Source organism: Salmonella sp. NW645, assembly GCF_051703725.1.
Classification (GTDB): Bacteria; Pseudomonadota; Gammaproteobacteria; order Enterobacterales; family Enterobacteriaceae; genus Salmonella; species Salmonella enterica.
On sequence record NZ_JAMMKR010000001.1, the window covers coordinates 78507 to 103365 of the forward strand.

Sequence of the window (24859 nt, forward strand, 5' to 3'; positions counted from 1 at the left end):
TAGCGCCTTGTTTATCAGATCGCGAAAGAATTACTGAATACCTTCTTCGCTCTCTTTTTTTGCTTCCGCCTTCTCGATTTCACGATACCAGCGTGGATGATGTTTCTTCGCCCAGCGACGGCTGACCTTCCCTTCGATCATGCCTTTAATCGAGCCTTTCACCCAAAACGCCATATACATATGGATGAGGATCGCGTGCATTAAAATAATGCCCGCCGCCGCATGAATTAACAGGCTATAACGCACCACCTGCATGGGGAAATACTGCGCGAAATACGGACGCCAGATAATCACGCCAGTCACCAGCAGCACAAAAATCATGCTCATAATGGACCAGAACATCATCTTCTGTCCGGCATTGTATTTGCCGACATCCGCCACCTTATGCTCATTGCCTTTCAATACTTCGACAATATTTTTCAGCCACGGAATATCTTTTTTATCCGGGATGTTGTGGTGGACGAAACGCACGAACATAAACATCAGAGCGATGAAAATGGCAATACCGAAGAACGGGTGCAAAATACGTCCCATCTGCGGCGTGCCAAAGGTTTGCGTCAGCCATTGTAGCGTCGGGAAGAAAAACGAAATCCCCGACAGCGCTACCAGGAAGAAGCAGATCACCACCGTCCAGTGACAGGCGCGGTCGACAAATTTCGTGCGCACAATCATTTTCGACTTACTCATGATAATCCTCCTCATCGTCGTCCGTTTCTTTATTCGGGCCAATACCGATGTAGTGGTAAATCAGACCGGCGAAAGTGGCGATAAAGCCCGCTGCGGCCAGCGGTTTTAGCGCCCCTTTCCACAGATTGATTGAGGTATCGATCTGCGGATCTTTCGGCAAGCCGTGGTACAACTCCGGCTGGTTGGCATGGTGCAGCACATACATGACGTGCGTACCGCCGATGCCCTGCGGGTTGTAGATACCGGCATGTTCAAAGCCACGCGCTTTTAACTTCTCCACGCGTTGCTCACCCAGTTCCAGCATCTCTTTTTTGGTGCCGAAGTGAATAGCCCCGGTCGGACAAGTTTTGACGCAGGCCGGTTCCTGGCCCACGCTGACGCGATCGACGCAGAGCGTACATTTATAAACGCGGTTGTCCTCTTTGTTGAGGCGCGGAATATTAAACGGACACCCGGCGATACAGTAACCACAGCCGATACAGTGTTCAGATTGAAAATCAACAATCCCGTTCGCGTACTGGATGATAGCCCCGGCAGATGGACAGGCTTTAAGACAGCCTGGATCTTCACAGTGCATACAACCATCTTTACGAATCAGCCACTCCAGCTTGCCGTTCTGCTCGGTTTCGGTAAAGCGCATCACCGTCCAGGACTTGGCGCTGAGATCGGCAGGGTTATCGTACACCCCGACACAATGACCAACGTTATCGCGAATATCGTTCCATTCAGAACAGGCTACCTGGCAGGCTTTACAGCCGACACAGGAGGAGACGTCGATCAGTTTCGCGACTTCGGCTTTGTAATCACGCGCCTGCGGAGGCGGCGTGATGGCGTTTGTTGCGGACCGTTTAATAATGTCCTGCGTTTCCATAGACATATGTTCGCCTCCCTTACGCCTTCTCGATGTTAACTAAAAACGCTTTGTATTCCGGCGTTTGCGAGTTGGCATCACCGACATTTGGCGTCAGAGTATTGGCGATATAGCCTTTGCGCGCGACACCCTCAAAGCCCCAGTGAATCGGGATCCCCACCGTTTCAACCTGCTGACCGTTGACATGCAGGGTGCGAAGACGACGAGTTACCACCGCGACCGCGCGAATAAACCCGCGTTTACTGCTCACCTTCACATAGTCGCCGTTAGCAATACCTTTCGCTGCCGCCAGCGTCTCACTGATCTCCACAAACTGTTCCGGCTGAGCGATAGCGTTAAGTAGCGCATGTTTGGTCCAGGTATGGAAATGCTCTGTGAGGCGGTAAGTCGTGCCCACGTACGGAAACTGCTCCTTCTTACCCATGCGCAGCGCATCTTCTTCATACAGACGCGCCGCCGGGTTCGAGACCACATTCGGGTGCAGCGGGTTAGTGCCCAGCGGCGTTTCCATCGGCTCGTAGTGCTCAGGGAACGGTCCTTCCGCCATCTTATCAATAGCAAACAGACGTCCCAGCCCTTCCGGCTGCATGATAAACGGATTGGTCCCGCTCCCCGGCGCCGCGTTGTTAAAGTCCGGAATATCGTTCCCTGTCCACTTCGCGCCGTTCCACTGGATCAGCATCCGTTTTGGATCCCACGGTTTACCCTGCGGATCCGCCGAAGCGCGGTTATACAATACGCGACGGTTTAGCGGCCACGCCCACGCCCAACCCAGTGTATTGCCAAGCCCTGACGGGTCGGCGTTATCACGTCTGGACATCTGGTTGCCCTGCTCCGTCCAGCTACCGGTATAAATCCAGCAGGAGGAGGATGTCGTACCGTCATCGCGCAGTAATGCAAAACTGCTCAACAACTGGCCTTTCCTGGCAAGCAGTGTACCGTTGGCGTCATAGAGATCTTCCAGCGCATAGCCGTTGTTCTCTTTCGCCACTTCTTCCGAATGCGGTTCATCCGGCTGCTTGTAGTTCCAGCTCATCTTCAATAGTGGCTCGGCGCCTTTACCGCCTTCTGCGCGATACATTTCACGCAGACGATGGTAAATACCGGCCAGAATCTCGCCGTCGTTACGCGCTTCGCCCGGCGCGTCCTGACCCTTCCAGTGCCACTGTAGCCAGCGACCGGAGTTAGCGATAGAGCCATCCTCTTCTGCAAAACAGGTAGACGGCAGACGGAAGACTTCGGTCTGAATCGTTGTCGGATCGACATCGTTAGATTCGCCGTGGTTCTGCCAGAATGTTGACGTTTCAGTCACCAGCGGATCGATAACGACCAGATACTTCAATTTGCTTAAGCTTTGCACCACTTTGTTTTTGTCCGGGAAGGACGCCACCGGGTTAAAGCCCTGACAGAAATAGCCGGTGACTTTCCCGCTATCCATCATGTTGAAATATTTGATCACGTCATAGGACTGATCCCACTTAGGCAGCCAGGCAAAACCCCAGTCATTCTCTTTCTGCGCCGCATCGCCATAGAAAGATTTCATCAGGCTGACGAAGAACTTAGGATAATTACCCCAGTAGTTGACCTGATCGGCCAGCGTCGCTTTGGGGGTATTCGCGGCCAGATAAGTTTGCAGATCGGCCTGTTTTTCTGACGGTAGCGTCAGGTAACCCGGCAGGCTGGTGGAGAGCAGTCCTAAATCCGTTAAGCCCTGAATATTAGAGTGGCCGCGCAAGGCGTTCACACCGCCGCCAGCCATCCCCATATTGCCGAGCAGCAACTGGATCATCGCCATGGTACGGATGTTCTGCGCCCCGACGGTATGTTGCGTCCAGCCCAGCGCATACAGGAAGGTGGTAGTGCGATCCGGAGCGCTGGTAGAGGCCAACACCTCACACACCTTCAGGAAGTCCGCTTTCGGCGTACCGCAAATGTTTTCCACAACGTCCGGCGTATAGCGCGAAACGTGCTGCTTCAGCAGATTCCACACACAGCGTGGGTGCGTCAACGTTTCATCACGTTTGGCATAGCCGTTTTCATCGAACTGGTAGTTCCAGGAGGATTTATCGTACTGGCGCTTTTGGGCGTCATAGCCGCTGAAAAGACCGTCATCAAAGGCAAAATCATCCCGCACCAGCAGGCTGGCGTTGGTGTAATGCTTAACGTATTCAGCGTTGATTTTGTTATTTTCGATCAGGTACAGCAAAACGCCGGACAGAAAGGTAATGTCTGTACCGGAACGTATTGGCGCATAGATATCCGCCACCGACGCCGTACGCGTAAAGCGTGGATCAACGACAATCAGCGTCGCATCGTTATTGTTTTTCGCTTCCATCGCCCAGCGGAAACCCACCGGATGCGCTTCTGCGGCATTGCCGCCCATCACCATCACGACGTTGGCGTTTTTAATATCCACCCAGTGGTTGGTCATCGCACCGCGACCAAATGTTGGAGCAAGACTTGCTACCGTTGGTCCGTGTCAGACGCGCGCCTGGTTATCTACCGCCAGCATACCGAGAGAACGCGCAAACTTCTGCGTCAGCATACCCGTTTCATTGCTGGCCGCCGAGGCGCACAGCATTCCGGTAGAGAGCCAGCGGTTAACCGTGACGCCCTGCTCGTTCTTTTCAATAAAGTTGGCGTCGCGGTCGGCTTTCATTAATTTAGCAATACGAGTGAAAGCGTCATCCCAGCTAATGCGCTGCCACTTGTCGGAACCCGGCGCGCGGTATTCCGGATAGCGTAGGCGATCTTCACTGTGAACATAGTCCAGCAAACCGGCCCCTTTCGGGCACAGCGCGCCACGGCTTACCGGATGATCCGGGTCGCCTTCAATATGGTAAATCGCTTCTTTCGCGTTTTTTGCCCCATCTCCCAGGCTATACATTAATAGCCCGCAACCTACGGAACAGTATGTGCAGGAGTTACGGATCTCTTTTGCGCGCAACAGCTTATAGTTTCGCGCCTGAGCCAGGGCCATTTTAGGGGTAAAACCCAGTGCGGCCACCGTTGTTCCCGCCATACCGCCCGCGCAGATTTTAAAAAATTGTCTGCGGCTGACGTCCATTGCTTTCCTCTTTTTTCCACGGATGCACGCCTCCTTCGAACTGCAGCAAAACCTCAGTCCAGGATGCGTGTATAACTTCGCGAGGAAACTAACAGCAAAATCGATAACTTTTTTGCGTCAAATCAATATTGAAACGGTTCCGCTATTAAATAGCCCTATTTTTAAACTGCAATAACTCCAGGGAGGTACTAAAAAATGACACTGCATGGCATCGCCCTCGGAAAAAGTGCTATAAGTGGCAGTTTATTTTGCGCGGTATTCAGGACAGTCACAAAGCATGACATCACAAAAAGCAACGCTAATAGGGCTTGTTGCCATCGTTCTGTGGAGCACGATGGTTGGGTTAATTCGCGGCGTCAGCGAAGGTCTCGGACCGGTAGGCGGCGCAGCCATGATCTATTCATTAAGCGGCCTGCTGCTGATTTTTACCGTCGGATTACCTGATATCCGTCGTTTCCCGGGGCGATACCTCATCGCAGGCAGCGTACTGTTTGTCAGTTATGAAATATGCCTGGCGCTTTCTCTCGGTTATGCCGCCACTCGCCATCAGGCTATCGAAGTCGGCATGGTTAACTATTTATGGCCCAGCCTGACTATTCTGTTTGCCATTCTTTTTAATGGGCAAAAAACTAACTGGCTTATTGTTCCTGGATTGCTTATTGCACTTACTGGCGTTTGCTGGGTTCTGGGGGGCGAGAACGGTCTTAATCCCGGAGAAATTATCAGCAATGTCGCCACCAGTCCGCTAAGTTATTTCCTGGCATTTCTTGGGGCGTTTATATGGGCGACGTACTGCACTGTCACAAATAAATATGCGCGTGGTTTTAACGGTATCACCGTCTTTGTGTTACTCACCGCCGTGGCGCTGTGGTTCCACTATTTTCTTACGCCGCAACCTGCCATGATATTTAGCCTACCGGTGATTGCTAAACTTTTTACCGCGGCATTAACGTTGGGGTTTGCCTACGCAGCATGGAATGTGGGCATACTTCATGGCAATGTGACTATCATGGCCGTAGGGTCTTATTTTACACCCGTCATGTCCTCTGCTCTGGCAGCGCTGTTACTCAGCTCGCCACTGTCATTCTCCTTCTGGCAAGGCGCAGTCATGGTTTGCGTAGGTTCGCTACTTTGTTGGCTGGCAACGCGGCGGCGCTAAGCGACGGGCGGGCCGATGTTGATATAAAATCCGCCCGCTGCACCTTGACACCCTTCACAACACAACTACGCTTTTATCTATCGCCTGTGTGTATTTGACGATTTTCCATTTTCACGTGCTCCTCCTGCGCCATACCAGGATGCGCTGGTAAAAATGAATTTTATAAAATCGTTAAATATGTTAATTTGATGATATAATTTTATTAACGAATATATAATTAACGCTAGCTAGCAACTGTATTAGTGCATATAATAATCAGTCGGTACTACCAAAAATAAAACCATAAACAGCCCAATAGTCCCATCCGAAAATATATCTTATTAGACAGTCCCTATTTGAATTAATACTCTCAAATGTATTAAGGAGATCTCGATCACACAAATTAAAATAATTTGTAATCTTATGAAACTTATTATTGAACTTATGCCACTCCGTCATTTAAAAATAGTCTGCCATTGACAAACGCCTCGTTTAACAATGGTTGAGGAAACACGCTAAGAAAATTATAAGGATTATTAAAATGAAACTTAAGTTAGTGGCAGTGGCAGTGACTTCCCTGTTGGCAGCAGGCGTTGTAAATGCAGCCGAGGTATATAACAAAGACGGCAATAAACTGGATCTGTACGGTAAAGTTCACGCTCAGCATTATTTCTCTGATGATAACGGAAGTGATGGTGACAAAACTTACGCGCGTCTGGGCTTTAAAGGCGAAACGCAGATCAACGATCAGTTAACCGGTTTTGGCCAGTGGGAATATGAATTCAAAGGCAACCGTACTGAAAGCCAGGGCGCTGACAAAGACAAAACCCGTCTGGCGTTTGCTGGTCTGAAATTCGCTGACTACGGTTCTTTCGACTACGGTCGTAACTACGGCGTTGCTTACGACATCGGCGCATGGACCGACGTTCTGCCAGAGTTTGGTGGCGATACCTGGACTCAGACTGACGTCTTCATGACTGGCCGTACTACTGGTGTTGCCACCTACCGTAACACTGACTTCTTTGGCCTGGTTGAAGGTCTGAACTTTGCCGCGCAGTACCAGGGCAAAAACGACCGTGACGGCGCATACGAGTCTAACGGCGACGGTTTCGGTCTGTCCGCAACGTATGAGTACGAAGGTTTTGGCGTAGGTGCGGCCTATGCGAAGTCTGACCGTACTAACAACCAGGTGAAAGCAGCGAGCAACCTGAATGCTGCGGGTAAAAACGCTGAAGTCTGGGCTGCTGGTCTGAAATATGATGCGAACAACATCTACCTGGCGACCACCTACTCCGAAACGCTGAACATGACCACCTTCGGTGAAGATGCAGCGGGTGATGCGTTTATCGCGAATAAAACCCAGAACTTCGAAGCGGTTGCTCAGTATCAGTTCGACTTCGGTCTGCGTCCGTCCATCGCTTACCTGAAATCCAAAGGTAAAAACCTGGGTACTTACGGCGACCAGGATCTGGTTGAGTACATCGATGTCGGTGCTACCTACTACTTCAACAAAAACATGTCCACCTTCGTTGATTACAAAATCAACCTGCTGGACGACAGCGATTTCACCAAAGCGGCTAAAGTGTCTACTGACAACATCGTTGCTGTTGGTCTGAACTACCAGTTCTAATTTTGTTGTAGTCTGAATACAAAGCCAGTCCTTTCAGGGCTGGCTTTTTCTCTTGATGTAGACTCGGTCATAAGGAGTATGCCGTGCAGACGTTCACTGGTCGTTGTCTTTGCGGACAGAGCCATTTTACCGTTGACGTCGAAATGCTGGATGTCTATGCCTGCCATTGTACGCTGTGTCAAAAATGGTCGGGTGGAATAGCCATGTATCTGGAAGCCTGCGGGCAACCACAGCTAGACCCCCTTTCCCCGGAACCGCCATACTTTTCATCCTCTTCACGCGGCGAACGCTACTTCTGTTCCGGCTGCGGGTGTCCGCTGTGGTTTCGGCTTACCGATACCGATCGCTATTTTATTCCCTGGACCTTACTGGAACTGAACGAAGTTGATCGCCGTCGGCTGATTCTGGCTGCGGAAATTTATACCGAAACCCAGCCTGCTTTCTGGCGACTGACGGGGCAATACGCACGCCTCAGCGGTAAAGAGGTTGAGGAAATGGACTCCCCCTGCCAGCTAGCGCATTAAGCGCTTATCTCACCAGGCGTTATGTTATCGGCGTTGGGCTTTTGCCAGGCTGAACCACATCCCTACCGCCAGCAAAAGAAGCATACTCCCGGCGCTGCTTAACGCCACGCTATGCGACCAGATAAAGGCATGTCTGGCGGCGTCCAGTATTGCCTGCCCCTGCGTGGGCGGTAGGCTATTCGCCAACTGCACGGCTTCTCCCATTGAAGATGACGCTCTGGCAATCTCTTGCGCCTCAAGCCCGGCAGGCAGACGGATAGACGCGGAGAAGCTACGGCTTAACAATAGACCGAAAATGGCAATGCCCAGTCCCGCGCCCAGTTCATAAGCCATCGTTTCTATCGCGCCGGCCGCCGCCGCTTTTTCTGCCGGCGCAGCGGCCATAATTGCCGACGTGGAAGCCAGCAATGCGCTGGCGGCGCTAAATCCCAGCAGCGCCATCAGCCCCCAGGCCTGCCATTGTTGGGTGCTGAAATCCGTCATCGCCAGGCCATAAAAACTCAGCGCGCTTAACGCCATGCCGCCCGTCGCGACCAGCCGTAGTCCCAGACGCGAGACCAGCACGCCCGCAATCGGCCCGCTGAATCCACTGGCGACCATCACCGGCAGCATAAATACCCCGGCCTCATAAGGCGATAGCCCGTGAACAAACTGCAGCTCTTGCGCCATCAGCAGCTCAAAACCCACCAGAGTGATCATCGCGGTCATCGCCATCACGACGCCGCTCAGGATAATGCGATGGGTAAATAGTCGCATATCAATCATCGGACGCGATGTCGCAAGCTGTGTGCGGATAAAGAGTCCCAGGAGCAGCGCGCCGGTAAGCAGGGTAAACGAGATGACCCACAGCGACAGATGCCCTTTCAGCGCGGTTTTAGCGCTATAGACCAACAGCAAAATGGCAATAATCAGCATCACCGCATGGCCAAGATTGAGCGGTTGATCGCGACGGCCCGCCTGGCGAGGAACATAGCGGGCGGTTAAGCCCATGACGACCAGCACAATCGGCACGTTGATCAGGAAAACCGATCCCCAGTAAAAATGCTCTAATAAGATGCCGCCGATGAGCGGCCCAAACGCCGCTCCGCCCGAACCTACCGCTGCCCAGACGCCCAGCGCCATGTTGCGATGCTTCTCTTCACAAAAGGTGGCGCGTATCCCGGCCAGCGTCGCCGGTACAATCATCGCCGCGCCAATAGCCAGTAATACCCTGGTGGCAATAAGCCAACTGGCGGTATGCGAAAACGCTGCCGCCAGTGACGCCAGGCCAAAGAGCGTCCCGCCCAGCATCAGCAGGCGTTTAAAACCGATACGATCGCCAAGCGCGCCCATCGGCAACACCATGCCAGCCATAACCAAAGAATAAATATCAATGATCCACAGCAGCTCGTTGCCGCTGGCCCCCAGTGTCATACTCAGTGTTGGGGCGGCGACATGCAAGACCGTGGCATCAATGGCGACAGGAATATAGACCAGCACAATAATGACTAACGTTAACCACTGACGAAACATAAATCTCCCTTCAAAAACTCAAATTTGGACACTTGTCCAGTTTCAGGATCCTACGGTAAGTTGAATGAATGTCCAGCTTTTTGTTACACTGCGCGCATTGGCTAATGTGGGGAAAATATGAGTTACCTTAACCGGGATGAACGCCGCGAAGTGATCCTGCAAGCGGCGATGCGCGTGGCGCTGGCAGAGGGGTTTGCCGCCATGACGGTGCGACGTATCGCATCAGAAGCCGATGTCGCCGCCGGACAGGTGCATCACCACTTTAGCTCAGCGGGCGAGCTCAAAGCGCTGGCCTTTGTCCATTTGATCCGTACCCTGCTTGATGCCGGGCAAGTTCCGCCGCCCGCCACCTGGCGTGCACGGCTTCACGCTATGTTGGGTAGCGAAGACGGCGGCTTCGAGCCTTACATAAAATTGTGGCGAGAGGCGCAAATTCTGGCTGACCGGGATCCGCACATCAGAGATGCTTATCTCCTCACGATGCAGATGTGGCATGAGGAAACGGTCACAATTATCGAGCAGGGCAAACAGGCCGGAGAATTTACGTTTACTGCTAACGCCACGGATATTGCCTGGCGGCTTATCGCACTGGTGTGCGGGCTGGACGGTATGTATGTGCTGGGTATTCCGGAAATGGCCGATCCCGCGTTTAAATACCATCTGGATCGGATGATTACGCTTGAGCTCTTTGCGTAAAGTTACAAATAATTTAATAAAAATCACTTTTAATTTACAAATAGTAACAATTAAGAAACATCATATCTCTTCTTCGCGCCGCGCTGGCCTGGTTTTTTATCTATTCTTTCACTCAATATTCTAAAAAAACTTCAATAAATTCTCAAAAGAGCGCGTGACGCTCTGTCTCTTTTTTGTGTTTTTTTCAAATGATATGCGCATGTGAGGGGTAAAATGACACGACAAAACGAGAATTATAACCGTTATCTCTTGAGTGACTGGCGACCCGAAAATCCAGCCTTCTGGGAGAATAAAGGGAAAGGCATCGCCAGAAGAAACTTATGGATTTCAGTAAGTTGTTTGCTTCTGGCATTTTGCGTCTGGATGTTGTTTAGCGCTGTTGCCGTCAACCTCAATAAAATTGGATTTAATTTTACCACCGACCAACTCTTTTTATTAACCGCATTACCTTCTCTTTCCGGTGCAATATTACGCGTTCCCTACTCCTTTATGGTACCACTGTTTGGTGGCCGTAAATGGACCGTATTAAGTACCGTAATATTGATTATTCCCTGCGCCTGGCTGGGGTTCGCCGTGCAAAATCCCGCCACCCCTTTCGGGGTATTTATGCTCATCGCTCTGTTGTGCGGTTTTGCGGGGGCAAACTTCGCGTCCAGTATGGGCAACATCAGTTTTTTCTTTCCAAAAGCCAGACAAGGTAGCGCGTTGGGTATTAACGGCGGCTTGGGAAATCTTGGCGTCAGTGTGATGCAGTTGCTTGCGCCGCTGGTTATTTTTCTGCCGATATTTACTTTTTTAGGCGTCCGGGGCGTACCGCAACCTGATGGCTCCCTGCTCGCCCTCACTAACGCCGCCTGGATCTGGGTGCCGTTACTGGCTGTCGCGACACTTGCCGCCTGGTTTGGTATGAACGATATCGGCAGTTCAAAAGCGTCTGTCGCCTCGCAATTGCCGGTGCTAAAACGCCTGCACCTGTGGCTGCTTAGCCTGCTGTACCTGGCGACATTCGGGTCATTCATCGGCTTTTCCGCAGGTTTCGCCATGCTCGCCAAAACGCAATTTCCCGACGTAAACATTCTGCAACTGGCGTTCTTTGGCCCCTTTATCGGCGCGCTGGCGCGATCGGCAGGCGGCGTGATCTCCGATAAATTCGGCGGCGTTCGCGTAACGCTCATTAATTTTATCTTTATGGCGCTGTTTACCGCCCTGCTATTCCTCACGCTGCCAGGATCCGGCGCAGGCAGCTTTAGCGCGTTCTATCTTGTTTTTATGGGCCTGTTTTTGACAGCGGGTCTCGGCAGCGGTTCTACCTTCCAGATGATTGCGGTGATCTTTCGTCAGATCACGCTCTACAACGTCAAACTGCGCGGCGGGAGCGATGAGCAGGCGCAGCGCGAAGCGGTGACGGATACCGCCGCCGCGCTCGGGTTTATCTCCGCTATTGGCGCTGTGGGCGGCTTCTTTATTCCAAAAGCGTTTGGCACCTCTTTGGCATTGACCGGCTCGCCGGTGGGCGCCATGAAAATCTTTTTGCTGTTTTACATCGCTTGCGTCCTGCTGACCTGGCTGGTCTACGGGCGTCGTAAGCCTAAACAACAATAACAACATACGCACCTGTAGGACGGCCATCCGGCAATGGTTTAACGCCAAATCGACAGGATGGCGGAAAATTTATCGAAGCAGGAGAAATGTCATGAGTAAACTGTTGGATCGCTTTCGTTACTTTAAACAAAAAGGCGATACCTTTGCCGACGGCCATGGTCAGGTGATGCATACCAACCGCGACTGGGAAGACAGTTATCGCCAGCGCTGGCAGTTTGATAAGATCGTGCGCTCAACCCACGGCGTCAACTGCACGGGCTCCTGTAGCTGGAAAATTTATGTCAAAAACGGTCTGGTGACGTGGGAAACCCAGCAAACCGACTACCCGCGCACACGTCCCGATTTACCAAACCATGAACCGCGCGGCTGCCCGCGCGGCGCCAGCTACTCCTGGTATCTCTATAGCGCCAATCGTTTGAAATACCCTCTGGTGCGTAAGCGGCTGATAGAACTGTGGCGCGAGGCCCTTTCCCGGCACAGCGATCCGGTGCTGGCATGGGAATCGATAATGAACGACCCGCAAAAATGCCAAAGTTACAAACAGGTGCGCGGACATGGCGGCTTTATTCGTTCGAACTGGAAAGAGCTGAATCAGCTCATTGCCGCCGCTAACGTCTGGACAATCAAAACCTATGGCCCGGATCGTGTGGCGGGGTTTTCACCTATTCCAGCAATGTCGATGGTTTCTTACGCCGCCGGAACACGTTATCTGTCATTGCTTGGCGGTACTTGTCTGAGCTTCTATGACTGGTATTGCGATCTTCCGCCCGCGTCTCCAATGACCTGGGGCGAGCAGACTGACGTGCCGGAGTCCGCCGACTGGTATAACTCAGCCTACATTATTGCCTGGGGCTCTAACGTGCCGCAGACGCGTACCCCGGACGCCCACTTCTTTACCGAAGTGCGCTACAAAGGCACCAAGACAATCGCCATCACCCCGGACTATTCCGAAGTCGCTAAACTGTGCGATCAGTGGCTGGCGCCAAAGCAAGGTACAGACAGTGCGCTGGCGATGGCCATGGGTCACGTCATTTTGAAAGAGTTTCATCTCGATAATCCCAGCGACTATTTTCTTAACTATTGCCGCCGTTATACCGACATGCCAATGCTGGTCCTGTTGGATGAGCGCGCAGACGGCAGTTATGTACCGGGGCGTATGATGCGCGCGTCGGATCTGGTGGATGGACTGGGAGAAGCCAATAATCCGGAATGGAAAACCGTCGCGCTCAACAGTACGGGCGAACTGGTCGCGCCCAATGGTTCTATCGGTTTTCGCTGGGGCGAAAAGGGAAAATGGAACCTGGAAGCGGTGGCGGCGGGCGTCGAAACTGAACTGTCGCTCTCTTTACTCGGTCAGCATGATGATGTGGCGGGTGTCGCCTTCCCCTATTTTGGCGGTAACGAAAACCCACATTTTCGCAGCGTGCGGCAGGAACCGGTGCTGGTACGTAAGTTACCGGTGAAACGCCTGGCTCTGGCGGACGGTAGCGAGCGGATGGTCGTCAGCGTTTACGATCTGGTGCTGGCCAATTATGGGCTGGATCGTGGTCTGGATGACTGCCATAGCGCCAATAATTATAACGACGTAAAAGCCTACACGCCGGCCTGGGGCGAACAGATTACCGGCGTGCCGCGTCGACATATCGAAACTATTGCGCGTGAATTTGCCGAGACCGCTCATAAAACTCACGGTCGTTCGATGATCATCCTCGGCGCGGGAGTGAATCACTGGTATCACATGGATATGAATTACCGTGGGATGATTAACATGCTGGTGTTCTGCGGCTGTGTTGGACAAACTGGCGGCGGCTGGGCGCACTATGTCGGCCAGGAGAAGCTGCGGCCGCAAACCGGCTGGCTGCCGCTGGCCTTCGCGCTGGACTGGAATCGCCCGCCGCGTCAGATGAACAGTACCTCGTTTTTCTACAACCATGCCAGCCAGTGGCGCTATGAAAAACTGACTGCGCAAGAGTTGCTGTCGCCGTTGGCCGATCCGGCTAAATTTTCCGGACACCTGATCGATTTCAACGTGCGCGCGGAACGTATGGGCTGGCTACCCTCGGCACCGCAGCTTAATCTTAACCCGCTCAGCGTGAAAGCGAGCGCCGATAAAGCCGGGCTGTCTGCGGCGGATTATACCGTGCAGGCGTTGAAATCAGGCGCTATCCGTTTTGCCTGCGAACAGCCTGACAGTGGTCATAATCACCCGCGAAATTTATTTGTCTGGCGCTCTAACCTGCTCGGCTCCTCCGGGAAAGGTCATGAGTACATGCTCAAATATCTGCTGGGCACCGACAGCGGTATCCAGGGCGAAGCGCTGGGTTCCAGCGAAGGAATTAAGCCTGAAGAGGTGGAATGGCAGTCCGCCGCGATTGAGGGCAAGCTCGATCTGTTGGTCACGCTTGATTTCCGTATGTCCAGTACCTGTCTGTTTTCCGATATCGTTTTGCCGACCGCCACCTGGTATGAAAAAGACGATATGAATACCTCGGATATGCATCCGTTTATCCACCCCCTTTCCGCCGCGGTCGATCCTGCCTGGGAATCCAAAAGCGACTGGGAAATCTACAAAGGTATCGCCAGCGTCTTTTCTGAGGTGTGTGTCGGACACCTCGGACAGGAAACCGATGTGGTGTTACACCCGCTCCAGCATGATTCCCCGGCGGAACTGGCGCAGCCATTTGATATTCTCGACTGGCGTAAAGGCGAGTGCGAACTTATTCCGGGAAAAACCGCCCCCAATATCGTCGTGGTTGAACGCGATTATCCGGCCACCTATGAACGTTTTACCTCGCTGGGTCCCCTGCTGGATAAATTAGGCAACGGCGGTAAGGGGATTGCCTGGAATACGCAAGATGAAGTCGATTTCCTCGGTAAGCTCAATTACACCAAACACGATGGCCCGGCGAAAGGACGTCCGCGCATCGACACCGCGCTGGATGCCTCGGAAGTGATTCTTGCCTTAGCGCCGGAAACTAACGGCCAGGTGGCGGTGAAAGCCTGGCAGGCGTTGGGCGAGATGACCGGGCGCGAGCACACCCATCTGGCCATCAATAAAGAAGATGAGAAAATTCGCTTTCGTGATATCCAGGCGCAACCGCGCAAAATTATCTCCAGCCCGACCTGGTCAGGGCTGGAAAGCGAGCATGTCTCTTATAACGCCGGATATACCAACGTACATGAACTGATCCCGTGGCGCACGTTGTCGGGGCGGCAACAACTCTATCAGGATCATGCGTGGATGCGCGCTTTTGGCGAAAGCCTGGTGGCATATCGTCCGCCGATTGATACCCGCAGCGTCAGCGAAATGCGAGAAATTCCGCCCAACGGTTTCCCGGAAAAAGCGCTTAACTTCCTGACACCGCACCAGAAATGGGGAATTCACTCCACCTACAGCGAAAACCTGCTGATGCTGACCTTGTCGCGCGGCGGGCCGATTGTCTGGATCAGCGAAGCCGATGCCCGTGAATTGGGTATTGAAGATAACGACTGGATTGAAGCCTTCAACGCTAATGGCGCTCTTACCGCTCGTGCGGTGGTCAGCCAGCGCGTTCCGCCGGGTATGACCATGATGTACCACGCCCAGGAGCGAATTATGAATATTCCGGGCTCGGAAGTGACCGGGATGCGCGGCGGGATCCATAACTCCGTGACCCGGGTCTGTCCAAAACCGACGCATATGATCGGCGGCTATGCACAACTGGCTTACGGCTTCAACTATTACGGAACCGTGGGTTCGAATCGCGATGAATTCATCATGATCAGGAAAATGAAAAACATTAACTGGCTGGATGATGAGGGCCGGGATCAGGTACAGGAGGCGAAAAAATGAAAATACGCTCACAGGTTGGGATGGTACTGAATCTCGATAAATGTATTGGCTGTCACACCTGCTCCGTCACCTGTAAAAACGTCTGGACCGGACGTGAAGGGATGGAATACGCATGGTTCAATAACGTCGAAACTAAACCGGGTATCGGCTATCCCAAAAACTGGGAAGACCAGCAGGAGTGGCAAGGCGGTTGGGTTCGTGATGTTAATGGCAAGATAAGGCCCCGTCTGGGCGGCAAAATGGGGGTAATTAGCAAAATTTTCGCCAACCCGGTGATTCCGCAAATCGATGATTACTATGAACCCTTTACCTTCGATTATCAGCATTTACATAATGCGCCGGAGAGTAAGCATCAGCCCACTGCCCGTCCTCGTTCACTGATTGACGGAAAACGGATGGACAAGGTGATCTGGGGGCCAAACTGGGAAGAGCTGCTCGGCGGCGAATTTGAAAAACGCGCCCGCGACCGTAACTTCGACAACATACAAAAGGAGATGTACGGTCAGTTCGAAAACACCTTCATGATGTACCTGCCGCGCCTGTGCGAACACTGCCTGAACCCCAGTTGTGTCGCCACCTGCCCAAGTGGCGCTATTTATAAGCGTGAAGAAGACGGCATCGTGCTAATCGACCAGGATAAATGCCGGGGCTGGCGTTTGTGTATCAGCGGCTGCCCATACAAAAAAATCTACTTTAACTGGAAGAGCGGCAAGTCTGAGAAGTGCATATTTTGCTATCCGCGTATTGAATCCGGTCAGCCGACCGTTTGCTCGGAAACCTGCGTCGGGCGCATCCGTTATCTTGGCGTTCTGCTCTACGACGCCGACAGGATTGAAGAAGCGGCCAGTACCGAACACGAGACAGATTTGTATGAACGTCAGTGCGATGTGTTTCTCGATCCGCACGATCCGGCGGTCATCGAAGAGGCGCTTAAACAGGGCATCCCGCAAAACGTCATCGACGCCGCCCAACGGTCGCCGGTGTACAAAATGGCGATGGACTGGAAGCTGGCGCTTCCGCTGCACCCGGAATACCGTACCCTACCGATGGTCTGGTACGTACCGCCGCTATCGCCCATCCAGTCATACGCTGACGCGGGCGGGTTGCCGCACAATGGCAATATTCTGCCGGCGGTGGAGACGCTGCGTATTCCGGTTCAGTACCTGGCCAATATGCTCAGCGCGGGCGATACCGGTCCGGTCATTCGGGCGCTAAAGCGGATGATGGCGATGCGCCACTACATGCGCTCGCAGACGGTTGAAGGCGTCACGGATACCCGCGCCATTGATGAAGTCGGTCTGAGCGTACAACAGGTTGAAGAGATGTATCGCTACCTGGCAATTGCCAATTATGAAGATCGTTTTGTCATTCCCACCAGCCACCGGGAAATGGCGCGCGACGCCTTTCCGGAGCGCAACGGCTGCGGCTTTACTTTTGGCGACGGTTGTCACGGCTCGGATACCAAATTCAACCTGTTCAACAGTAGCCGTATTGATGCCATCAATATCACCGAAGTACGTGATAAAGCGGAGGGGGAATAATGCAAATCCTCAAAGCGATTGGCCTGTTGATGGAGTATCCGGACGACGAGTTGTGGGAATGTCGGGATGAAGCGCTTGCCCTTATCCAGCACGATGCGCCAATGCTGGCCGACTTCACTCGCGAGCTGCTTTATGCGCCGTTACTGGATAAACAAGCAGAATGGTGTGAAGTGTTTGACCGAGGGCGCGCCACTTCATTGCTGTTATTCGAGCATGTTCATGCGGAGTCCCGCGATCGCGGCCAGGCGATGGTCGATTTGTTAAGCCAGTATGAAACCGTGGGCCTCCAGCTCAACTGCCGCGAACTGCCGGATCACCTGCCGCTCTATCTGGAGTACTTAAGCGTGTTGCCGGAAGCGGAAGCTCGCGAGGGATTACAGAATATTGCCCCTATTCTGGCGCTGCTGGGCGGTCGTCTGAAACAGCGAAGAGCGCCGTGGTATCAACTGTTTGACGCCCTGCTGACGCTGGCGGGCAGTACGCTTACAAGTGACAGTGTCACAAAAAAAGTTATTCAGGAATCGCGGGATGATACCCGTCAGGCACTGGATGCCGTCTGGGAAGAAGAACAGGTGAAGTTTATCGAAGATAACGCCACGACCTGTGACAGTTCACCGTTACACCATTATCAACGACGCTTTAGCCAGGACGCGGCGCCGCAGTACGTCGACGTCAGCGCGGGAGGCCCGAAATGATACAGTACCTGAACGTCTTTTTTTACGACATCTACCCCTATATTTGCGCCACGGTATTCTTCCTTGGCAGTTGGCTGCGCTATGACTACGGACAATATACCTGGCGCGCGTCGTCCAGCCAGATGCTGGATAAGCGCGGGATGGTGATATGGTCGAATCTGTTCCATATTGGCATTCTGGGGATCTTTTTTGGCCATCTGTTCGGGATGCTGACGCCACACTGGATGTATGCCTGGTTCCTGCCGATTGCGGTAAAACAGCAGATGGCGATGATCCTCGGCGGCGTGTGCGGCGTATTAACGTTGATCGGCGGCGCGGGATTACTGTGGCGTCGTCTGACCAATCAGCGTGTTCGGGCGACATCCACTACACCTGATATTATCATCATGAGCATTTTGCTGATTCAGTGCCTGCTTGGCCTGAGCACCATTCCGTTTTCGGCGCAATATCCGGATGGCAGCGAAATGATGAAGTTGGTGGGCTGGGCGCAAAGTATTGTCACCTTCCGCGGCGGGTCTTCGGAAATGCTGAGCGGTGTGGCGTTTGTTTTCCGCGTTCATCTGGTGCTGGGAATGACTATTTTCCTGCTCTTCCCGTTTACCCGCCTGGTTCATGTCTGGAGCGCGCCGTTTGAGTATTTCACCCGTCGCTACCAGATTGTTCGTACCCGCCGCTAATTCTCTTTGCCCGGGGGTACGCTTACCGGGCAAAGAAAAACACATGGGCGTCGTCATTCGGCAACGCACAGGCTATGATGATTCTTCAGTCAAAGGAGAACATCAATGAAACCGCAGATTTACCATGTTGACGCCTTCACCAGCGAACCCTTTCGCGGCAACTCTGCTGGCGTTGTCTTACATGCGGATACGCTAAGCGACGCGCAGATGCAGCTGATTGCCCGTGAACTTCGTCACTCGGAAACCGCCTTTTTGCTAAAAAGCGAAGAGAGTGATGTGCGCATACGCTATTTTACACCGACAGTAGAAGTCCCCATCTGTGGTCATGCCACCGTGGCCGCGCATTATGTTCGGGCAACGGTACTGGGATTGGGAAACACCACCGTCTGGCAAACCTCGTTAGCGGGCCGTCATCGCGTTGAAATTCATGCCGAACACAATGACTATCGCATCACGCTGGAACAAGGTCAGCCCTCTTTTGAACCACCGCTAGTCGGAGAGATTCGGGCTGCCATCATCACCGCGTTGAACCTGACTGAAGATGATATCGTGCCGGGAGCGCCAATTCAGGTGGCTTCAACAGGACATGCAAAAGTGATGATCCTGCTCAAACCAGACGTTGATATTGATGCCCTTTCTCCGAATCTGGAAGCCCTGACGGCAATCAGCCAGCAAATTGGCTGTAACGGCTTTTTTCCTTTCCAGATTCGTCCGGGAAAAAACGAAACCGATGGGCGAATGTTTTCCCCGGCGATAGGGATTGTGGAAGATCCGGTAACGGGAAACGCCAATGGCCCGATGGGAGCATGGCTCGTCCATCATGGCCTGATGGCGCATGACGGTAAAACGCTGCAGATTCAAGGCCATCAGGGGCGCGCTTTAGGCAAAGAGGGTACTGTTGATGTTACCGTCACCATTCGCGATAACCAGCCGGACAACGTCACCATCTCCGGCCAGGCGGTCATTCTGTTTCATGCCGAATGGGCCATTACTTTTTAATCTTTGTCAGGCCCGCAAATCCTCGCGGCAAAAAACTATTTTCCCGCCTCCGGATGGGTATCAAATGCAGCCATTACCGCGGCCAGCTCCGCCTCGGTAAAACCGTGCTTTACATCATTTACGCCGAGACCAAACTGCTGCTGAAGTAACTGATACAACGACGGTACATCCGGTATATTGACCTGTTCAACGGCATGTCCCTGGTGGTAACGCGTGAAGTGGAAATTCGTTAATGTCAGCTTGCCGCCATCAGGCAAATGGCGGCACATCAACAAATGATGACGAAAATGGGATTGCGGCCAGTGAGCCGACCAGAAATTGCCCATCACATGATCGCTCTGCTGCTGCACCCCCAGATCAAAACAGTACATCGACTGCCAGTGCTCATGGTGGCGGAATTGTAAAATCCATGTGCTCCCCTCCTGCATCAGGCGGTATTCGCCATGCGGCGTTTGCTGAGCAATTTCAGCCTGCAGACGAAGCGGCGCGGTTAGCGTTTGGCCGCCAAACCCCACGTCCGCGATCCACTGCTCGTCCTCAACATCAACCAGCAGCAAACGGTGCGTGCGCGGCGGTAAACTGGCGGGATGAGACAGAATGACCCGCCCCAATAAGCTTCGGACGTTAAAACCGATGTCGCGTAACGCACGTTCAAACAGGCCATTCAGTTCAAAACAGTATCCACCGCGTCGGGCATAAAGCAGTTTCTCCTCTAATGCCGTCTCATCGAGCTGTATTTCACGAGGCAGTAGCACATCCAGATTTTCAAAAGGAATCGCGCAGTTGTGCGCTAAGTGAAGCGTTCTGAGCGCTTCAACCGTAGGAACCCCCAACGGCTGACAATGTAATCGCGTAAAATAAGCATGTAAAAAAGAGGTCATCTGAGGCTTCCATTAACATTAATGCTTGCGTTCGGCACACAGGCTGAGGCGGATATCGCTGCGCAACAGGATACCCTATCCGTGGAATAGCGTTGGATACTTTTGAAAAAAATAAGACAGGCCGGCTACAGCGCCGGAGGTACGTGGGATTTTGGCCTACAAACGGAAATCGGTTCTGAGAATCTCTTTGCGACACGCCGCCAAAATAGCGGCGTGTTAAAATTTTTAACGCCAGCTCAGCGAGTCTGATTTCTAACAAAACTGGCTAAACATAAACGCTTTTTAATACTTGTCCAAATAGTTATGGTAACGATCTTTTATGTCGGCCGCCCATTGCACTTTCGCCTCCTGCATGTCGCTGGCCCGAGCGATATAATGTTCTAAACTCGGAATGGCGCCTAATGCCTGAGGTAAGGCATTATATTCTGCTATTCGCTCTCTGACGGTTTTATATTTTTCATCAATATCATAATGATAGTACGCTGGCGCTTCAAAAAAGCCCTCTTCCAGTCTCATACAAATATCTTCAAAGGACCCCTTAACCTCTACGGTATGTTCGCCATCCGATATCCTGACGATTGGCTCACGTCCAGCCATCAGCGAGAGTTGTTCGAATGTTAACATCCGACCATCAGAAAGCTCGACATCTATAATAAATTGTTCATCACGTACAGCATCTGCAAGGTGATTATGGATAGTCCCTGCATTGGCACAGAACTCCTCAACTTTAGGCGTAACATTGCAATAATGTTCAATTACTCTTGTAAATCCGTAGGCTAATCCTGCTGTAAGCACATACAAGATGCCTTTCATGATTTTTGTTGATAATTTATTTTCGTAATCTCCTGCAGCAACATGAGGTAGCTTATTTCCTGATAAAGCTCTGGCATAGGTAGAAACTGATGTATGTGGCATATCCTGCTCCTTCAAATTTTGCTCAATAGCTTTATATGTCCTACTCCTCTCTCATTATGACGATATGTCAATCAACAAAATTGCTCAAAGGCATATATTTTCAGGAGAAAATGAGAATAACAGGCGCAACGGCCTTATCTTATGCTGCTGCAATATCGTCAGGTAGTTTACCGTTCGAGGTTATATCTATGACCATAAATCCCACCAGTGATTAGTGCTGGTTAATTATTGCGCAACGCAAGCACTGCGGATTTGTGCTGGCGTCTTATCTGGCTGAATCGTGACCACACCGCACCACATCTGACCACACAAATAAACTCGACATTCTCATTTTGTTCTTTCCGTATGTTTTGCGTCATTTAACAATTGCAGGTAGGATGCTCCGCCGGCGGTTTTATCCCTGTCACAGAATCAGGGAAAAGCGGCATTCGCCATTGCAGGCAATCGATTGGTGAGCGCCCGTCGCGGCATAAGGAATTTTTCTGTCAGGACAGGCTATAACAGGTAACGTAATGAAAACACAGACTACGCACGCCGCAGAACAACATGCGGCGAAACGACGCTGGCTGAACGCCCATGAAGAGGGGTATCACAAAGCGATGGGGAATCGTCAGGTTCAGATGATTGCTATCGGCGGCGCGATTGGCACCGGTTTATTTTTAGGTGCAGGCGCCCGATTGCAAATGGCCGGACCGGCACTGGCGCTGGTCTATCTGATATGCGGCATTTTTTCTTTTTTCATTTTACGCGCGCTGGGCGAACTGGTATTGCATCGCCCTTCCAGCGGGAGTTTCGTCTCCTACGCCCGTGAATTTTTGGGTGAAAAAGCGGCCTACGTCGCAGGCTGGATGTACTTTATTAACTGGGCGATGACAGGGATCGTCGATATCACCGCAGTGGCGTTATATATGCACTACTGGGGCGCATTTGGCGACGTTCCGCAATGGGTGTTCGCGCTCGGTGCGTTAACCATTGTCGGTACCATGAACATGATCGGCGTAAAATGGTTTGCCGAAATGGAGTTCTGGTTCGCGCTGATAAAAGTACTCGCCATTGTTATCTTCCTGGTGGTAGGCACGATTTTTCTCGGTACCGGTCAACCGCTTGAGGGTAATGCCACCGGTTTTCACCTGATTACAGATAATGGCGGCTTTTTCCCGCACGGCCTGTTGCCCGCGCTGGTACTGATTCAGGGCGTGGTGTTCGCTTTTGCTTCGATTGAACTGGTCGGTACCGCCGCTGGGGAGTGCAAAGATCCACAGACGATGGTGCCAAAAGCCATCAATAGCGTGATCTGGCGTATTGGTCTTTTCTATGTAGGATCGGTCGTATTGCTGGTTTTGCTGCTGCCGTGGAACGCCTACCAGGCGGGGCAAAGTCCGTTTGTCACCTTCTTTTCTAAACTTGGCGTGCCTTATATCGGCAGTATTATGAATATCGTGGTGTTAACCGCCGCGCTTTCCAGCCTGAACTCCGGGCTTTACTGTACGGGGAGAATTTTACGTTCAATGTCGATGGGGGGTTCCGCGCCGAAATTCATGGCGAAAATGAGCCGTCAGCATGTGCCCTATGCGGGTATTCTGGCGACTCTGGTGGTTTACGTGGTCGGCGTGTTCCTGAATTACCTGGTCCCCTCCCGCGTGTTTGAGATCGTTCTTAATTTTGCCTCGCTCGGCATTATCGCGTCGTGGGCGTTTATCATGGTGTGCCAGATGCGTTTACGCCAGGCGATAAAAGAAGGCAAAGCCGCAGACGTCAGTTTTAAACTGCCCGGCGCGCCTTTTACCTCCTGGCTAACGCTGCTGTTTTTACTAAGCGTGCTGGTACTCATGGCGTTTGACTACCCGAATGGAACTTACACTATCGCCTCGTTGCCGCTGATCGCCATTCTGCTGGTTGCCGGCTGGTTTGGCGTGCGACGTCGCGTGGCGGAGATCCATCGAACTGCGCCAGTAACGGCGGATTCGACAGAGAATGTCGTATTGAAAGAAGAAGCAGCGACATAACATTCCCCTTCCCCGGCAGCCCCAAGCCTGCCGGGTTTAATGCGCGTTGCCCATCGCGCCCAATGCTTAGTCAGCCTTAATCAACTGCGCCACATCATTGCTGTTAATTTCCCGCTGGTTGCCTTCCTGATCGGTATAACTGGTCATCCCCGTCTCTTTATCTAACTGCGGCTTACCCTGAGTTACGATCGTTTGCCCATTCTTCGTCGTCATTACATAGTTGGTTGTGCAACCCGCAAGCATAAAAAACATCATGCCCAAACCTGAGCATATAAATAACTTTTTCATATTTTCCTCGTGAATATAATGAGTTAACTACAGCAAAAAGGCAGTGTAATTCTCACAGAATCATCAGGCTATCGGCGGGGTGTAACGAGGCGTATCGGTGCGTTTAAAGAGATGACTGGAGGGGTTTCCCCCTCCATACCCTATTTACAGAGCAATGCGAATAACATCATCCGGCTGCGTCGCTTCCTGTTCACGTGTCGATTTCTGCTTCACGCTGACGTAGAGCGTTTTACCGTCTGCCGATAGCGCCAGGCTATTCGGGTACGTCGGCGTATCGAACGTTTTAACAACGTTATAGGTCTTCGCATCGATCACGCTGACCTGCCCTGCCTGACGATGTGTCACATACGCCTCGTTACGTGTCGGGTTAAACAGGACGGCCAAAGAGGCAGGCGCCGCGATTTTGGCAAGAATATTGCCATTACGGGTATCGACAACCAGAACCTCTGTCGCCTTCGAGTCGGTGATAAACGCGCGATGACCTGCGGTATCGAGACTCAGGTTAATAAAGAAGTGTTCTTTACCGTCATCCAGCAACTTCTTACGACTGAGAATTTTATTGCTGGCGGTATCGATGGTGATAAATTCGCCATCCGCATTGGTGGTGTACAGGCGTTGCGCTTTACTGTCGAGCGCCAGACCCGTACTCATTTTGCCGGTATTTTCGATCGTCGTTTTCAGTTTGATGGTTTCGCCATCCACTACCCAAATAGCACTCTCTTTACCAACACCGCTAATGTAGATCGTGTTGGTAGACGCATCGGCAACCAGCTCACGGGGCTGTAACGGACGAACCTCTTCAGTACGTTTGCGCGCATCAAGTACCAGACGACCTTTTACATCACCCGTTTTGGCATCAATCGCGGTAACAGCGCTGTTAATGGTATTGCCAAACCACAGCGTTTGGGTCGCGGCATTGATGGTGGCGCCGAACGGCTTGAGATCGTTATGAATCGCTTGCGTGATTTCCAGCGTCACCGGGTCGAGACGATAAACTACGCCGCCTTTATCCAGTTTACGGCTTTGCGATGTAGCCAGCCAGAGCGCGTTTTCTTGCTGACTCCAGGCCATCTCATAAGCGCCTTTGCCTACCGCTTTACGCAGCATGTCTTCCGCCGCCAGCGTGCTAAATGAGGATGCGACGAGGAGCGAACCTAACAATAAAGAACCACGCAGGCGCGGCGAAAAAAGATGACGTAAGTGCATGACGACTCCCTTTGATAAAAACGTGTATAGCTGCTTCACACTACTTCGCTGCGCGGGATCTTCGTTCCGCACTTATTATAAGTTGAGAATAA

At 52.2% G+C, this 24859-nt stretch carries 19 protein-coding genes; 11 read left to right on the top strand and 8 right to left on the bottom strand.

Annotated elements, in window-relative coordinates:
* Positions 1–30 precede the first annotated feature (30 nt).
* From fdnI to fdnG, 3 genes are read right to left on the bottom strand one after another with little or no spacing between them, the layout of a single operon-like run.
* The gene (fdnI, locus tag NA389_RS00400) at positions 31–687 is read right to left on the bottom strand and encodes a formate dehydrogenase-N subunit gamma (RefSeq protein ID WP_000045657.1); all 657 of its coding nucleotides are present in this window, start codon (positions 685–687) and stop codon (positions 31–33) included.
* Positions 680–1564 carry a formate dehydrogenase subunit beta gene (fdxH, locus tag NA389_RS00405; RefSeq protein WP_438795979.1) on the bottom strand — a complete coding sequence of 295 codons (885 nt, stop codon included), beginning with the start codon at positions 1562–1564 and terminating at the stop codon, positions 680–682. The genes fdnI and fdxH overlap by 8 nt, the downstream gene beginning before the upstream one ends.
* Positions 1565–1577: 13 nt before the next feature.
* On the bottom strand, positions 1578–4625 hold the full coding sequence (gene fdnG / locus NA389_RS00410) for a formate dehydrogenase-N subunit alpha (RefSeq protein WP_001574320.1): 3048 nt from the start codon (positions 4623–4625) through the stop codon (positions 1578–1580).
* Positions 4626–4902: 277 nt separating this feature from the next.
* Here fdnG and yddG point away from each other — a divergent pair, with 277 nt between their 5' ends.
* From yddG to NA389_RS00425, 3 genes are all read left to right on the top strand, one after another.
* Positions 4903–5784, top strand: a complete 882-nt coding sequence (gene yddG, locus NA389_RS00415) for an aromatic amino acid efflux DMT transporter YddG (protein WP_000203791.1) — start codon at positions 4903–4905, stop codon at positions 5782–5784.
* A 520-nt stretch (positions 5785–6304) separates the two neighbouring features.
* Positions 6305–7393, top strand: a complete 1089-nt coding sequence (ompD, locus tag NA389_RS00420) for a porin OmpD (protein ID WP_000769035.1) — start codon at positions 6305–6307, stop codon at positions 7391–7393.
* 143 nt (positions 7394–7536) lie between these two features.
* A complete protein-coding gene (locus NA389_RS00425) occupies positions 7537–7917 on the top strand; it encodes a GFA family protein (protein ID WP_077905442.1) in 381 nt (126 codons plus the stop codon).
* A 24-nt stretch (positions 7918–7941) separates the two neighbouring features.
* Here NA389_RS00425 and smvA read toward each other — a convergent pair whose 3' ends face one another.
* Complete coding sequence (smvA, locus tag NA389_RS00430; protein ID WP_000489731.1) at positions 7942–9429, bottom strand: methyl viologen efflux MFS transporter SmvA; 1488 nt, start codon at positions 9427–9429, stop codon at positions 7942–7944.
* A gap of 117 nt (positions 9430–9546) precedes the next feature.
* Here smvA and NA389_RS00435 point away from each other — a divergent pair, with 117 nt between their 5' ends.
* The 7 genes from NA389_RS00435 to NA389_RS00465 all read left to right on the top strand — a co-directional run bounded on the left by NA389_RS00435 (position 9547) and on the right by NA389_RS00465 (position 19471).
* Positions 9547–10125: a TetR family transcriptional regulator gene (locus NA389_RS00435; RefSeq protein WP_000121044.1), complete on the top strand. Its 579-nt coding sequence runs from the start codon at positions 9547–9549 to the stop codon at positions 10123–10125.
* Between the two features lie 213 nt (positions 10126–10338).
* Positions 10339–11727: a NarK family nitrate/nitrite MFS transporter gene (locus NA389_RS00440; protein WP_023207800.1), complete on the top strand. Its 1389-nt coding sequence runs from the start codon at positions 10339–10341 to the stop codon at positions 11725–11727.
* 91 nt (positions 11728–11818) lie between these two features.
* The gene (locus tag NA389_RS00445) at positions 11819–15559 is read left to right on the top strand and encodes a nitrate reductase subunit alpha (protein ID WP_023251726.1); all 3741 of its coding nucleotides are present in this window, start codon (positions 11819–11821) and stop codon (positions 15557–15559) included.
* Entirely contained in the window at positions 15556–17100 is a 1545-nt protein-coding gene (gene narH, locus NA389_RS00450) for a nitrate reductase subunit beta (protein ID WP_000702591.1), read from the top strand. Before NA389_RS00445 ends, narH begins: the two co-directional genes overlap by 4 nt.
* Positions 17100–17795, top strand: coding sequence for a nitrate reductase molybdenum cofactor assembly chaperone (gene narW, locus NA389_RS00455; RefSeq protein ID WP_001166288.1), 696 nt, complete (start codon positions 17100–17102; stop codon positions 17793–17795). Before narH ends, narW begins: the two co-directional genes overlap by 1 nt.
* Positions 17792–18472: a respiratory nitrate reductase subunit gamma gene (gene narI, locus NA389_RS00460; RefSeq protein ID WP_000617106.1), complete on the top strand. Its 681-nt coding sequence runs from the start codon at positions 17792–17794 to the stop codon at positions 18470–18472. The genes narW and narI overlap by 4 nt, the downstream gene beginning before the upstream one ends.
* Before the next feature lie 105 nt (positions 18473–18577).
* Entirely contained in the window at positions 18578–19471 is an 894-nt protein-coding gene (locus NA389_RS00465) for a PhzF family isomerase (protein WP_000804302.1), read from the top strand.
* 35 nt (positions 19472–19506) lie between these two features.
* Here the strand turns inward: NA389_RS00465 and nhoA are convergent, their stop codons facing one another.
* Complete coding sequence (gene nhoA / locus NA389_RS00470; RefSeq protein WP_000200327.1) at positions 19507–20352, bottom strand: N-hydroxyarylamine O-acetyltransferase; 846 nt, start codon at positions 20350–20352, stop codon at positions 19507–19509.
* A gap of 282 nt (positions 20353–20634) precedes the next feature.
* Positions 20635–21267 (bottom strand): type III secretion system effector SteA, encoded by a 633-nt coding sequence (gene steA / locus NA389_RS00475; RefSeq protein ID WP_001629417.1) that lies wholly within the window; start codon positions 21265–21267, stop codon positions 20635–20637.
* Positions 21268–21779: 512 nt separating this feature from the next.
* On the opposite strand from steA, the gene ansP reads away from it, so the two are divergent.
* Positions 21780–23273 (top strand): L-asparagine permease, encoded by a 1494-nt coding sequence (ansP, locus tag NA389_RS00480; RefSeq protein ID WP_000857110.1) that lies wholly within the window; start codon positions 21780–21782, stop codon positions 23271–23273.
* Between the two features lie 66 nt (positions 23274–23339).
* Here the strand turns inward: ansP and NA389_RS00485 are convergent, their stop codons facing one another.
* Both NA389_RS00485 and NA389_RS00490 read right to left on the bottom strand, forming a co-directional pair.
* Positions 23340–23561 (bottom strand): YgdI/YgdR family lipoprotein, encoded by a 222-nt coding sequence (locus NA389_RS00485; protein WP_000732362.1) that lies wholly within the window; start codon positions 23559–23561, stop codon positions 23340–23342.
* 144 nt (positions 23562–23705) lie between these two features.
* Complete coding sequence (locus NA389_RS00490; RefSeq protein WP_000550641.1) at positions 23706–24767, bottom strand: YncE family protein; 1062 nt, start codon at positions 24765–24767, stop codon at positions 23706–23708.
* Positions 24768–24859: the final 92 nt, after the last annotated feature.

What these genes read in the sequence shown, in the direction of transcription:
- ompD (WP_000769035.1), top strand. Translation starts at nt 6,305, where the DNA reads ATGAAACTTAAGTTAGTGGCAGTGGCAGTGACTTCCCTGTTGGCAGCA.
- NA389_RS00490 (WP_000550641.1), bottom strand. Translation starts at nt 24,767, where the DNA reads ATGCACTTACGTCATCTTTTTTCGCCGCGCCTGCGTGGTTCTTTATTG.
- NA389_RS00440 (WP_023207800.1), top strand. Translation starts at nt 10,339, where the DNA reads ATGACACGACAAAACGAGAATTATAACCGTTATCTCTTGAGTGACTGG.
- narH (WP_000702591.1), top strand. Translation starts at nt 15,556, where the DNA reads ATGAAAATACGCTCACAGGTTGGGATGGTACTGAATCTCGATAAATGT.
- smvA (WP_000489731.1), bottom strand. Translation starts at nt 9,429, where the DNA reads ATGTTTCGTCAGTGGTTAACGTTAGTCATTATTGTGCTGGTCTATATT.
- NA389_RS00435 (WP_000121044.1), top strand. Translation starts at nt 9,547, where the DNA reads ATGAGTTACCTTAACCGGGATGAACGCCGCGAAGTGATCCTGCAAGCG.
- fdnI (WP_000045657.1), bottom strand. Translation starts at nt 687, where the DNA reads ATGAGTAAGTCGAAAATGATTGTGCGCACGAAATTTGTCGACCGCGCC.
- NA389_RS00425 (WP_077905442.1), top strand. Translation starts at nt 7,537, where the DNA reads ATGCTGGATGTCTATGCCTGCCATTGTACGCTGTGTCAAAAATGGTCG.
- narW (WP_001166288.1), top strand. Translation starts at nt 17,100, where the DNA reads ATGCAAATCCTCAAAGCGATTGGCCTGTTGATGGAGTATCCGGACGAC.
- nhoA (WP_000200327.1), bottom strand. Translation starts at nt 20,352, where the DNA reads ATGACCTCTTTTTTACATGCTTATTTTACGCGATTACATTGTCAGCCG.
- ansP (WP_000857110.1), top strand. Translation starts at nt 21,780, where the DNA reads ATGAAAACACAGACTACGCACGCCGCAGAACAACATGCGGCGAAACGA.
- NA389_RS00445 (WP_023251726.1), top strand. Translation starts at nt 11,819, where the DNA reads ATGAGTAAACTGTTGGATCGCTTTCGTTACTTTAAACAAAAAGGCGAT.
- NA389_RS00465 (WP_000804302.1), top strand. Translation starts at nt 18,578, where the DNA reads ATGAAACCGCAGATTTACCATGTTGACGCCTTCACCAGCGAACCCTTT.
- steA (WP_001629417.1), bottom strand. Translation starts at nt 21,267, where the DNA reads ATGCCACATACATCAGTTTCTACCTATGCCAGAGCTTTATCAGGAAAT.
- NA389_RS00485 (WP_000732362.1), bottom strand. Translation starts at nt 23,561, where the DNA reads ATGAAAAAGTTATTTATATGCTCAGGTTTGGGCATGATGTTTTTTATG.
- yddG (WP_000203791.1), top strand. Translation starts at nt 4,903, where the DNA reads ATGACATCACAAAAAGCAACGCTAATAGGGCTTGTTGCCATCGTTCTG.
- fdxH (WP_438795979.1), bottom strand. Translation starts at nt 1,564, where the DNA reads ATGTCTATGGAAACGCAGGACATTATTAAACGGTCCGCAACAAACGCC.
- narI (WP_000617106.1), top strand. Translation starts at nt 17,792, where the DNA reads ATGATACAGTACCTGAACGTCTTTTTTTACGACATCTACCCCTATATT.